We start from the raw sequence: 11982 nt of genomic DNA, 5'->3' as shown, positions 1-11982 counted from the left end.
GGCCGGGCCGACCAAATGCCTGTCTCTCCGCGGGTGCACGGCGGCCGGTCCTACAGCGCCGCCCTGACAGCCGACTCTGCGTCGGGTCGGAGCGCGACCATCGTGCTCGCCCTGTCGTACTCCAGGATCCCGGCGGCTTCGAGCCGAGGCAGGTGGTCGTGTTCGAGCCGGATCTCGGCCCGCGTTCGGTCGTCGTCGCTCACCGCCTCGCGGCCCGTGTCCTGCGTGCGTGCGGCGACCTCTTCGGCGGCGTCGGCCCGCGTCACCATGTACCTGTTCAGCAGCAGGTACTGCAGCAGATACCGCCGCTCCGGCTCCGACACGGCGTTCCGGAGCGTGGACCCGGGAGTGCCGTCCTCGCGCTCCGCGTTCGCCGCCGACCCCTCCCATGACGTTGCGCGTGCGATGTTCATCGACACCCGTACCGAGCGTCCGAACCCGGTTAACCCCCGCTCCAAACCATTTTGGGTCGTTCCCCCGACGTCACCATGTGACTGGATCCCAGTCCCACCCACCGGCCGACGCCGCGGGCGGAGGCGGCGCGTCTCGCAGTCGTTTTGTGGCGTGCGCCCCACCGTTCGGGCATGTCAGACGACGCGACCGTCGCCGTGGTCGGCGGCGGCCTGTCGGGACTCGTCGCCGCACGACGCCTCGCCGACGCCGGGGTCGACGTGCAGCTGTTCGAGCGCGAGGACTCGGTCGGCGGCCGGGTCCGCACGACCCGCGAGGACGGGTTCGTCTTCGACCGCGGGTTCCAGGTGCTCTTCACTGCCTATCCGGCCGCGAAGCGCGAACTCGACTTCGACGCGCTCTCGCTGCGGCGGTTCACGCCCGGGGCCTGCATCGCCCGGCCCGGCGAGCGGTCGATCCTCTCGGACCCGTTCCGCGACCTCGGCGCGTTCACCGACTCGCTGTTCAACCGCGAGGTGACGACGCGGGACAAGCTGCTGACGCTGAAACTGCGGCGCGAACTGGGGAACACACCCAGCAGCGACATCTTCGCGGGCGACGACACGACCATCCGCGAGTACCTCCGCGACTACGGCTTCTCCGCGGCGTTCGTCGAGAACTTCGCCGCGCCGTTCTACGGCGGGATAACGCTCGACCGGTCGCTCGAAACGTCCAGCCGCGTGTTCGAGTACACGTTCCGCGCGCTCTCGTCGGGCGCGATCGCCGTCCCCGCCGACGGGATGGCGGCGATCCCCGAACAGCTCGCGGCCGCCGCCCGCGACGCCGGCGCGCGGATCGAGACGGGTGCGACCGTCGACGGCGTCGACGCCGCGGGGACCGCGAACGGCGAGGGCGACGTGACCGTCACCGTCGGCGGCGAGACGGTGACGGCCGACGCGGCCGTCGTCGCCGCCGACCCGCCGTCGGCCCGGGACCTGACCGGCGTCAACGCGGTGCCGACCGAGGCGCGGGCCTGCGTCACGCAGTACTACGCCTATCCGGCGGCGAAGCGACTGGACGCGGGCAAGCGACTCATCCTGAACGCCGAGGGAGCGGACCCGAACCACGTCGTCGACATGACCGCCGTCGCGCCGGAGTACGCGCCCGACGACACGACCCTGCTCGCGGCGACGTTCCTCGGCGAGCGCGAGGAGAGCGACGTGGAACTGGCCGACCTGACCCACGAGGCGCTGGCGTCGTGGTACCCCGAACACAGCTTCGTCGACCTCGAACGCGTCCGCACCGAGCGCGTCCCGTTCGCGCAGTTCGCCCAGCCGCCGGGGTTCCGGGAGTCGCTCCCCGGCGTCCGCGCGCCGGCAGGCGCGACGTACCTCGCCGGCGACTACACCGCGTGGTCGTCGATAAACGGCGCGATGGAGAGCGGCCGCCGTGCCGCCGAGGCCGTCCTCGACGACCTATAGGAAGGACCGCAGGTCGCCGAGCGGCGGAAATTCCAGCGCCTCGCCGGCGTCGCCGTCCCACACCACCGGGCGGAACGCGTCAGGGTCGGTGACCAGCGGCGAGGCGAAGTCCGCCGCGTGCATCCCGTTTACCGTGACGCCGGCGGCGAGGCGGGTGAACGCCGGGAGCATCACCACGTCCGCGCCGCGGTAGACGCCCTCGCCGACGAGGTAGCAGGGCCGCTTCCGCCCCTCGATCTCGACGGCGGGGTGGTCGTGCCCGACGACGTAGCGCGCCGCATCCGCGTCGGGCGCTTCGTGGCCGTGACAGACGACCGTCTCGCCGTCCGCGAGGCGGTACTCGTCGGCCGTGGGGCCGTCGTACACCGCCGAGAGCTGGCTGTCGTGGTTGCCGGGCGTGACGACCAGGTCCGCGCCGGCAGCGTCGACCGTGGCCCGGAGCCGGTCCACCGTCTCCGCGACGCCGTGGGGCACGTGGTCGAACGCCTGGAGCAGGTCGCCGCCGACGACCACCTCCGCGGGCGCGACGTCGTTGACGAGCGCGGCGATGCGGTCGGTCAGCTCCCCGCGCTCCCCGAGCGGGAACTCGACGTTCGAGGCGGCGGCCCGGCCGACGTGGAGGTCGGTGAGGACCAGCGAATCGGGGTCCGGAAGGTAGCAGGCGCGGTCCCGGAACTTCATTTCTCGCCGCCGTCGGCCCGGACCGGCTGGCCGAGCGCGTCGGCAAGGTCGTACTCCGTGCCCGTCACCACGAACAGCGCCTCCTCGATCACGTCGAGCAGTTCCGGGAGTTCGCGGACGACGAGCCACGTGATGCCGACCAGCGCGACCACCGAGAGGCTCTGGCTGATCACCCGGTCAGCGATGAAAAACGAGGTGAGGTTCGGGTCCTGATAGCCGGCGAACTCGGTGGCGACGTACACGAGCGGGTCCTGCTGGAACCACTGGTTGCCGAAGGCGATGGCGATGAACACGTTGCGCGCGATGTTCAACACCCAGATGACCGCGACCGCGAGACCGAGCGCCTTCGCCTTCCGGCGCAGCGGCGCGCGGACCGCGGCGACGAGGCCGGCGAAGATGGCCATGCTCCCGATGCCGGTGCAGGCGGTGACGATGTGGGTCGTGTACTCGTGGCCAGTCGCGTCCGTGAACACGAACATGCTCATGTACCCCTGAACGGCCACGTCCTTGTCGACCGGCACCAGTTCGGGCGAGTAGCCCAGCGCGGTGATGACGGCGTAGGACTGGCTGGCGACCGTCTCCACGAGGAACCGGCGCACGAGGGGGATCGTCTCGGCGGGCAGGTAGATGAGCCCCATCACGCCGACGGCGTGGGAGAGCGTCAACAGTGACTCGCGGCCGTCGTACAGCAGGTAGCCCGTGTAGATGCAGGCGGGGACGGCCACGAGCGACAGCGTCCCCTCGATGAGACTGCGCATCTCGAACCAGAACGTCGGGAACACCGTGAGCCAGAACACGCCGAAGAGGCCCCACGTCCCGCTGGCGAGGTAGCGGGCGGCCGTCCGGCGCTCGGCCCAGGTCAGGGCCGACGCGAGCACGAACGCGACCACGACGACCCAGGCGAGCGGGTCCGAGACGGCGGTGACGGGGGCCAGCGCGTCGGGGACTGCGAGGACGATCACGTTCTGTGGTGTGGTCGCGTCGGAATAAAGACTTGACGGGATCCCGGCGAACGCACACGACCGCGGGAACGGGACCGGTTCCGGGAGCCGACACCGTCCGCCCGTCGTGGGGGTTTTTTAGCCGCGCGGCCGACCCACACACCATGGCCGACGTCCTCGAGAACAAGCGGGCCGCGACGCGGTTTCGCATCCTCGTCGAGATCGCGGACCGTCAGCCCGCCGTGAGTCAGGGCGAGATCGCCGACGCCGTCGGCGTCACCAGCCAGGCGGTCAGCGAGTACATCCGCGAACTGGTCGACGACGCGCTCGTCGAGAAGGAGGGGCGGTCGCGCTACCGCGTGACCAAGGAGGGCGTCGACTGGCTCCTCCGGGAGGCGACCGACGTGCGCCGCTTCGCCGACCACGTCACCGAGGACATCCTCGGGAGCGTCCAGGAGGACGCCGCCGTCGCAACGGACCGGATCGCCGAGGGCGACGCCGTGACGCTGTCGCTCGTCGACGGCCTGCTCCACGCGACGCCCGGCGACGAGGGACCGGCAACCGGCGTGGCGACGACCGACGCCGACGCGGGCGGCGACGTGGGCGTCACCGGCTTCGAGGGCGTGATCGACCTCGACCCCGGGTCGGTGACGGTGCTCCAGGTGCCGCCGGTCCGGTCGGGGGGTAGCCGCGCGGTCGACGCCGACGCGCTGGCCGGGATCTGTGCCGACGCCGGCGTCGTCACCGCGTCGGGGGTGGAAGCGGTCGTCGCGCTCGACCGCGCGGGCGTCGACGCGGACACGACGTTCGCCGCGGGCGAGGTGGCCGCCGACGCGGCCGGCCGCGGGTTGGACGCCGTCGTCGTCGCGACCGCCGACAACGTCGGCCGGGTGACCGACGCGCTCCGGGACGCCGACGCGCCGTACGAAGTGACCGACGCGGCGTAGCTGGGTGCGGCGACCGACCGGCTGTCAGGTCGAGTGCTCGCGGGCCAGCGCGTACGCCTCGCGGACCCGCTGGAACGCCTCCTCGTCGCCGCCGTGGTCCGGGTGCACGTCCTTGACGCGGTCCCGGTAGGCGGCCTTCACGTCGTCCGGCGTCGCGTCTCTCGGGAGGTCGAGCGTGTCGAACGCGGCGGCGACCGGGTCCGCCGATTCGACCGTCGGCTCCAGTTCCGGCGTCTCGAACGGGAGGCGGTCACCGAGGTGGAGTCCGGGCATCTCGTGTTCGATCAGCACCGCGCGCGTCGACGAGCCGTCGAGTCGGAAGTACGCCTGCGCGTCGAACGTGACCGCGACCCCGCGCTGTGGCAGGTAGAACGCGACGCGCTGCCCCTCGACGACCTGGTTTTCGGCGTACGGTTCGTCGATCAGCTGGAGGTACTCGCGGATCTCGGCGCGGCGCTTCGCCTCGCCGGTGTCGCCGCTGCTCCGGTCGGTCGCGTACTCGTTGGAGGCCGGGAACAGCCGCACGCCCGCAAAGAACACGCCGATCGCGACGAGGGTAAACGCCGCTCCGAGCGCCAGGCCGACGACCAGCCACTCGGGGAGCGACCACAGCCAGTCCGATACCACGCCGCCGGCTAGGGGTCGAACTCAAAAGAACCTGCCGTTAGTACGCCGCGATGTCGTCGAACGCGCCGTCGTAGGCGATGTGTCGGGGGTGGGTCGGCTCGGTCCCGGAGAGGAACACGCGGTCTATCTTCCCCCAGGTGTTCTCCCAGACGAGGTGTGCCTGTTCCGCGATCCGACTGCGTCGGTGGGTGAGACCGCTTCGGTGGTCGATACGTCGGTCCGCGCCGGCCTTGAGCGCCGCCACTATCGACGCCGCCGTCACGTCGTCGCCGACCGCGTCGCCGTTGAGGGCAGTCCACGCCTCCCCCACCGTCGTCGGGAGATGTGCGTACGACGAGGCGAACGGCGACAGGTTCTGCCGGACCGCGACGGTGCGCGCCCGCCGGTTTCCGCGGCGGGTCAGCTTCGGGTTGTACGTCTCGACCGCGTCGATCGTGTCGCGGTACTGCCGTATCGAGGACTCGCCGAGGCTGACGTTCAGAAACCCGGGATGGGGGACGAGCACCGCGGCGTCCTGCCGCCGGAACTCCGCCATCGCCCCCTCCAGCGTGATGAAGTCCGGGACGGGCTCGTCGAGACCGAGCGCGAGGACGTGCTGCCGGTTCCGCCAGTCGCCGGTGAACACCTCGCGCGCGGGGATGACGGCGAGCTCCTCGTCGGAGTATCGCTCGGCCGTCGCCTCGATGGCCGGAAGCCGGGTGAAATGCGGCGCGTACACCAGCGCGTCCAGTCCGCGCTCCTTGGCCCGCCGGACGACGCGCTCGTCGAGTACCTTCACGTGCATGTCGACCCGGACCACGTCGCTCTCCGTCACGTAGTCCACGTTTCAGAGGCCCCCCATTATGGGTTCTGGTTCGACCCGTCGCCGGTCGGAAAGGTCTATACGGCGGGACGTACATCCTCCCGGCAATGGCCTGGGAATGCGGCATCGACGGGTGCGGGGAGCAGTTCGCCGACGCGGAGAGCGCCATCGTCCACCAGACGAACGACCACGAGCGCCGCGAGTGCAAGGTGTGCGGCGTCGTCGTGCCGGACGGCTACCTCGCCATCCGCCACGCGTTCGACGAGCACACCCGCGCGGAGTACGTCCGCGCGTACGGCGCTGGCTCCGAGGCGGTCCGCCAGCGCGAGCAGGTGAAAGAGGCCATCGAGGCCGAGGCCGACCTCCAGCAGGTCGTCGACCGGCTGAACGAGGAAGGGACGGCGTAGGCGTCGAAGACGGACAACACTCCTTCATACGGTCCGGAGAACTACCGTTCTTCGCTGTCTCGCGGGTCGATACGCTCCCCGCTCGGCTTTTCCGAGGAACGCTTCGCTGCGCTCAGCGCTCCTCGCTATCCGTTCACGGGCGCGAAGCGCCCGTTCACGTGGTCCGAAGAACTACCGTTCTTCGCTGTCTCGCGGGTCGCTGCGCTCCCCGCTTGACTTTTCCGAGGAGCGCTTTCGCTACGCTCAGCGCTCCTCGCTATCCAGCACGCGGATCTGGTCGCCGCGCACGGTGACGGGGATGGGCACCGTCGCCTCGTACAGTTCGACGGTGACCTGGTCCTTGCCCTCGTCGATGCGCTGGACCTGCGCCTTCTCGCCCTTGAAGGGGCCGGCGATGAGTTCGATGATGTCGCCCTCGGCGATCCCCTCGACGTCCGGCTTGGGCGAGAGGAAGTGTTCGACCTCCGAGATGCCGCTCTCGCCCGGGACCATGCTGCGAGCGTGGGGGATCTCCTCCAGCACGCGGGAGATGATCCCGTCGTTCTCGGCCTCCACCATCACGTAGCTCGTCAGGGAGTCGGGCGCGAGCGCGGCGTGGATGTCGTCCTCCTCGCGGTTCATGATCATGTCCGCGACGGTGCGCTCCTGGCTCGCCGTCGTCTTGACTGCGTAGATCGGCATCGTCAGGCCCCCGGAACGAACGACATCAGCACGAATATCACGAAGCCGAGCAGGCCCACCAGCAGGATGCCGGCACCGGCGATCTTGGCGATCTGGGAGAACTCCTCCCAGGAGGGGGTGCTGGCCATCTTCAGCACCCGTACGTACGAGGTGAGGTCGTATGGGACTTTCATGCCCGCCAGTAACGCGCGGGCCTTTTTCTATCTATTGCTCCGGGCGCGGGGACGAACCGGGGCCGACGACCCTATTCGACGTAGTCGATGTCCTCGGCGCGCTGGGAGGCCTCCTCCTGTGCGGCCTCGTTGCGGCCGTAGATCTGCGGCGACTCGACGCCCGTGACGACGATCATCGTGCGCATCGACCCCTCCAGCGTCTCGTCGATGGAGGTGCCCCAGATGATGCGTGCGTCGGGGTCGATCCGGTCGTAGATCTCCTCGACGACGCCCTCGGCCTCCTCGATGGACATGTCGTTGCCGCCGGTGACGTTGACCAGCGCGGAGTTCGCGCCGGAGATGTCCACGTCGAGCAGCGGCGAGCGCAGCGCCGTCTTCACGGAGTCCTGGGCCTTCGCGTCGGAGTCGGACTCGCCGAGGCCGATCATCGCCACGCCGCCGCGCTCCATCACGGTGCGCACGTCGGCGAAGTCGAGGTTGACGAGGCCGGGCTTGGTGATGAGTTCGGTGATGCCCTTGACCGAGCGCATCAGCACCTCGTCGGCCACCTTGAACGCCTGCCGGACGGGCAGTTTGCCGACGGAGTCGAGCAGGCGGTCGTTCGGCACGACGATGACGGTGTCGCTCACGTCGCGCAGGCGCTCAAGGCCGGCCTCCGCGTTGGTGCGGCGGACCTCGCCCTCCGCGGTAAAAGGCGTCGTGACGATGGAGATAGTGAGCGCGCCCGACTCGCGGGCGGCCTTGGCGACGACGGGGGCGCTCCCGGTGCCGGTGCCGCCGCCGAGACCGGCGGTGACGAACACCATGTCCGACCCCTCGATGGAGTCCATGATCTCGTCCTGGGATTCGAGGGCGGCCTCCTCGCCGACCTGCGGGAGCGAGCCGGCCCCGCGGCCCTCCGTCTTCTGCTCGCCCATCAGGATCTTCGTGTCGGCCTCGATGCCGACGAGGTGCTGGACGTCGGTGTTGGCCGCGACGAGCTTCGCGCCGTGGATCCCCTCCTCGGCCATCCGGTCGACGGTGTTGCCGCCCGCGCCGCCGCAGCCGATGACCGTGATGTTCGTCTGGAGGTCCTCCAGTACGTCCTTCAGCTCGTCGTCGGTCATCTTCCCCGTCTGGTTCACGTCGTGGGCCGCCGGGTCTCGCGGGTCCGCCCCCTCCTCCTCCTCGGCCTCGTCGATTGCCTCGTCTACGATCGAATCCATTCTTGGCCCCCACTATTTGATGCAGGTTAATTACCTTTCCCCCCGGCGGCGGACGCGCGTCGGACGCGGTAGGCGCGGCCTAGAGATCGAACCGGCGCGTTCGCTCGGCCCGAACGTCCGCCGGTTCGACCGTCTCGCCGTCGACGGTGACCGGCTCGCCCGCCGAGAGCCTGCCGAACTTCGGCCCTTCTGGCACGCCCAGATCGCGGGCAAGCGACGGGTCGAACGCCGTCTCCCGGGCGACGACCGCGCCGTCCGCGCGGCCCACCTCGTCGTACCCCTCGGCCAGCACCGCGACCAGCGCGTCGACGACCGCGTCGCGGCTCCCGTCGGCGGGGACGGCTGCACTGGCCCCGAGCCGGTTGCCGTTCTCGCTCGTCTCGAAGGCGACGGTTTCGCCGGCGACCGCCGCCCGCGCGGCCTCGGCGTCGATCCCCTGCGCCTCGTCGACCAGGTCCGCCGGGAGGGAGACGGGGTCGAAGCCGTCGTCGGCCGACCGGTCGCCGAACCGCAGGCCGTCGTCGACCGTCGTCAGCGCGTCCTCCAGCGCCTCGACGGCGTCGAGCGGGCGGTCCCCGACCTCCCGGACCCACGTCTCGCTCACGACGCGGTAGCCCAGATCCGCGACCGTCCGTTCCAGCGCGGGGTAGTCGCCGTCGACGACCGCGTACGACGCGCCGCTTTCCTCGAACGCGCGGCGGATCACGTCCCGGTTCGACTCCGGGTCGCCCATCGCGTCCAGACACCAGTCGGCGGCGACGTGGCCGACGGCCCAGTCGGTCTCGCGGACGATACGGGTGAACCGCGGCGCGTAGTGGCCACCACCGAAGCCGACCAGCGTTCGATCGCGGTCCGGGGCGACGCCGCGCAGGTCGAGGATGGAGCGCGCGACGGCGCGTGCTCCCTCGGGGTCGTCCCACTCGTCCTCGCCGCTGCCGAGTTCGACGAACATCGACGGGACGCCGACCGCGCTGGGACCGTGGTGGGTACACTCCATCCCGACCTCGTAGCCCTCGGGCGCGTGGTCGGCGAACGCATCGACGACGGCCGCGTGGGCGTTCGGACAGGCCGCCGCGAGATCACCGGACTCGCCGCCGTACTCCGCCGGGCCGAAGTTGCCCGTGAAGTGGGCGGTCAGGAGCGGGCCGGTTTCGCCGGCGTGGCGCGACGCGAACACGAGCAGGTCCGGGTCGTCGAACGCCGCCGCCGCGTCGTCGACGTACAGGTGGAGGTCGTCGAACGTCCGCAGTTCGAAGCCGTCGGTCCGGTAGTACTCGCCGCCGCCGGCGGCGTCGGGGCGGGTGTCGTCGGTCCGTCGGTCCCAGCCGGCGAGTTCGAGCAGGCGCTCGCCGAGGTGTTCCGAGGCCGAGTCGGCGCGGCTGACGAGGATCGCTATCACTGGGCGTTGGTCGGCGGAGCGCGGAAAAAAGCGTGTCGAAGCGCTCAGTCGGAGTCGACCGCCGGCTGGTTCCCCGTCGCGTTCGCCCGGGCGATCCGGCCGACGGTGCGCACGTCGTCCATGCGGGCGAGGAACATCGCGCTCCCGACGACCATGTAGAGGGCCGTGTACGCGATGAGCAGGTCGTACGTGCTGATGAACTCGACGACCCCCTGGATGTGCAGGTACTCGATGAGCACCTGCGAGACGAACAGCACCAGCAGCGCGACCGCCTCCCGCATCGAGATGCGGAAGTTGATCAGGATGGCCAGCGCGAAGAAGCTCTGGGCGGCCGTGATCCAGATCTCGGCCGCCTGCTTCTGGTTGAACTCCAGCACGCCGTAGGCCCCCTGCGAGATGCTGAACACGATGCCGAGCGTCCCGATCAGCAGCGTCCACTGGTTCAGCTTCGAGGAGATGAGCGCGTTGAACGCCGCCGTCGTCCGGGCCTTGTTCACGAGGTACGCCGTCACGATGAGTTCGGGGCTCTCGCTGGCCAGTGGTGCGACCCACTGGATCATGAAGAACTCGGGGATGCCGTAGTCGACGCCGATGTGTTCGAGTCCGATCGCGAACGGCTCGACGGCCGTCAGGATGAGAAAGCCGGAGTAGCCAAACAGCGCGAGGACCGAGGGGATCCGGACGAACGCCGGCGTCTTCTGGAGGTACGCCGGGACGCCGACGTGGGCCTCCTCCTCGTCGGGGTCGCCGCGGATGACGATACCGATGTAGACGACGTAGATGCCGACGAGTATCAGCATGTCGAGCGCGTCGATGCCGCCGTTCAGCGGGACGAAGAACGCCCACAGCGTCGCCAGCGCGAGGAAGAAGACCTCGGTGGCGATGCTCCGGTCGAGCAGGACGGCGTCGTTCAGGAACCCGTCGTTGTGTTCGACGGCCACGTCGCCGCTGGTCTTGGCACGGTAGATCGAAAACAGCGCGATTCCCGACCACCCGAGACCGATGAGGATGCGGTTCGCGCCGGTCATGTTGGCGACCGCGAGGTCGCCCGCGCCGGCACGCCCCTGTCCGGCCTGCCACGCGTACAGCGCGTCGACCGCGTACTCGGGGGCAACCGCGAGGACGGCGAGGACGGCGATGGCGAAGGCGCGTGGCACGTCCTTCTCGGCCGTCTCGGCACCCCAGGCGAGCAGGAACGACGCCGCGAGGACGGAGAGACCGCTTATGGCCACGGTTCCGACGTTTCCAAGCGCATCGACGCTGTCGGTCGCGTAGATACCGACCCACGGCAGCGTCAGGAGGGTCGTCACGGCGACCGCAGTGAGCGGATGGCGGATCCGACTGGTCATCGATCCAAGCCTGACCCACGGTACAGGTAGTTCTTGCGTTGTCCGGCAAGCGGACCAGTTATTGTCACACGAACCGGCGTACGAGCCATGCAGGTGTTCGGACTGGTCGGCAACCCCGTCGGCCACTCGCTGTCGCCGCCGATGCACGAAGCGGCGTACGACGCGCTCGACATCGACGCCCGGTACGTCACGTTCGAACCGGCCAAGGACGAGGCTGCGGCCGCCGTCCGGGGAGCCGACGCGCTCGGCGTCGCGGGGCTGAACGTCACGATCCCGTTCAAGCAGGCGGTGCTGGACGCCGTCGACCCGGACGACCTCGCGGCCCGGATCGGCGCGGTGAACACGGTCGACTTCGGCGGCGGCCGCCCCACCGGGCACAACACCGACGCCGAGGGCGCGCGCCGGGCGCTCGCGGACGCCGGGACCGACGTAGCCGGCGCGACCGCGGTAGTCGTCGGCGCGGGCGGCGCGGGTCGGGCGGTCACCTTCGGCCTCTCGGACGCCGGAGCGACCGTCAGGGTCGCCAACCGAACCGAATCGACGGCCCACGACCTCGCCGACGCCGTGCCGGACGCGTCGGGGCACGGTCTCGACGCGCTCCCCGAACTACTGGCCGACGCCGACGTGCTCGTCAACGCGACCAGCGTCGGGATGGAGGAGGACGCGACGCCGGTGCCCGCGGACGCGCTCCACGGCGGCCTGACGGTGCTCGACGCCGTCTACACGCCGCTGGAGACGCGCCTGCTCCGGGACGCCGACGCCGCAGGCGCGACGACCGTCGACGGCGCGCGGATGCTGCTGTACCAGGGTGCGGCGGCGTTCGAGCGCTGGACCGGCCGGGATGCCCCGGTCGAGACCATGGACGCGGCGCTCCGGGCGCGGCTCTGACCGGGGCGGAC

At 70.4% G+C, this 11982-nt stretch carries 14 protein-coding genes; 4 read left to right on the top strand and 10 right to left on the bottom strand.

Annotation, left to right across the window (positions count from 1 at the left end):
- Positions 1-50: 50 nt before the first annotated feature.
- The gene (locus tag D8896_RS11560) at positions 51-413 is read right to left on the bottom strand and encodes a DUF7344 domain-containing protein (protein WP_162991543.1); all 363 of its coding nucleotides are present in this window, start codon (positions 411-413) and stop codon (positions 51-53) included.
- Between the two features lie 171 nt (positions 414-584).
- Between D8896_RS11560 and D8896_RS11555 the strand changes: the two genes are divergently transcribed.
- Positions 585-1871 (top strand): NAD(P)/FAD-dependent oxidoreductase, encoded by a 1287-nt coding sequence (locus tag D8896_RS11555; RefSeq protein WP_121822256.1) that lies wholly within the window; start codon positions 585-587, stop codon positions 1869-1871.
- Here D8896_RS11555 and D8896_RS11550 read toward each other — a convergent pair.
- Together D8896_RS11550 and artA are read right to left on the bottom strand one after the other, a co-directional pair.
- Positions 1866-2552, bottom strand: a complete 687-nt coding sequence (locus D8896_RS11550) for a metallophosphoesterase (RefSeq protein ID WP_121822255.1) — start codon at positions 2550-2552, stop codon at positions 1866-1868. The two genes, D8896_RS11555 and D8896_RS11550, sit on opposite strands and share 6 nt — an antisense overlap.
- The gene (gene artA / locus D8896_RS11545; RefSeq protein WP_121822254.1) at positions 2549-3514 is read right to left on the bottom strand and encodes an archaeosortase A; all 966 of its coding nucleotides are present in this window, start codon (positions 3512-3514) and stop codon (positions 2549-2551) included. Before artA ends, D8896_RS11550 begins: the two co-directional genes overlap by 4 nt.
- Positions 3515-3657: 143 nt before the next feature.
- Between artA and D8896_RS11540 the strand changes: the two genes are divergently transcribed.
- A complete protein-coding gene (locus D8896_RS11540; RefSeq protein ID WP_121822253.1) occupies positions 3658-4440 on the top strand; it encodes a DUF7839 domain-containing protein in 783 nt (260 codons plus the stop codon).
- A 24-nt stretch (positions 4441-4464) separates the two neighbouring features.
- On the opposite strand, the gene D8896_RS11535 is transcribed toward D8896_RS11540, so the two are convergent.
- Complete coding sequence (locus D8896_RS11535; protein ID WP_121822252.1) at positions 4465-5067, bottom strand: J domain-containing protein; 603 nt, start codon at positions 5065-5067, stop codon at positions 4465-4467.
- A gap of 37 nt (positions 5068-5104) precedes the next feature.
- On the bottom strand, positions 5105-5881 hold the full coding sequence (locus D8896_RS11530) for a PHP-associated domain-containing protein (protein WP_240452027.1): 777 nt from the start codon (positions 5879-5881) through the stop codon (positions 5105-5107).
- Between the two features lie 95 nt (positions 5882-5976).
- Here D8896_RS11530 and D8896_RS11525 point away from each other — a divergent pair, with 95 nt between their 5' ends.
- Positions 5977-6276 carry a DUF7565 family protein gene (locus D8896_RS11525; protein WP_121822251.1) on the top strand — a complete coding sequence of 100 codons (300 nt, stop codon included), beginning with the start codon at positions 5977-5979 and terminating at the stop codon, positions 6274-6276.
- Between the two features lie 243 nt (positions 6277-6519).
- Here the strand turns inward: D8896_RS11525 and D8896_RS11520 are convergent, their stop codons facing one another.
- The 5 genes from D8896_RS11520 to D8896_RS11500 form a co-directional block, all read right to left on the bottom strand.
- Entirely contained in the window at positions 6520-6957 is a 438-nt protein-coding gene (locus tag D8896_RS11520; RefSeq protein WP_121822250.1) for a transcription elongation factor Spt5, read from the bottom strand.
- A gap of 2 nt (positions 6958-6959) precedes the next feature.
- The gene (locus D8896_RS11515; RefSeq protein ID WP_121822249.1) at positions 6960-7130 is read right to left on the bottom strand and encodes a protein translocase SEC61 complex subunit gamma; all 171 of its coding nucleotides are present in this window, start codon (positions 7128-7130) and stop codon (positions 6960-6962) included.
- A 71-nt stretch (positions 7131-7201) separates the two neighbouring features.
- Positions 7202-8335, bottom strand: a complete 1134-nt coding sequence (gene ftsZ, locus D8896_RS11510; RefSeq protein WP_121822248.1) for a cell division protein FtsZ — start codon at positions 8333-8335, stop codon at positions 7202-7204.
- Between the two features lie 79 nt (positions 8336-8414).
- On the bottom strand, positions 8415-9734 hold the full coding sequence (locus tag D8896_RS11505; protein WP_121822247.1) for a D-aminoacyl-tRNA deacylase: 1320 nt from the start codon (positions 9732-9734) through the stop codon (positions 8415-8417).
- Between the two features lie 44 nt (positions 9735-9778).
- Entirely contained in the window at positions 9779-11083 is a 1305-nt protein-coding gene (locus D8896_RS11500; RefSeq protein WP_121822246.1) for a sodium:calcium antiporter, read from the bottom strand.
- A gap of 87 nt (positions 11084-11170) precedes the next feature.
- On the opposite strand from D8896_RS11500, the gene D8896_RS11495 reads away from it, so the two are divergent.
- On the top strand, positions 11171-11971 hold the full coding sequence (locus D8896_RS11495; protein ID WP_121822245.1) for a shikimate dehydrogenase: 801 nt from the start codon (positions 11171-11173) through the stop codon (positions 11969-11971).
- Positions 11972-11982: the final 11 nt, after the last annotated feature.

The organism is Halostella salina (assembly GCF_003675855.1).
Taxonomy (GTDB): Archaea; Halobacteriota; Halobacteria; order Halobacteriales; family Natronoarchaeaceae; genus Halostella; species Halostella salina.
Note: the sequence above shows the minus strand (reverse complement) of the source record. Positions and strands in the feature narration are given on the sequence as shown.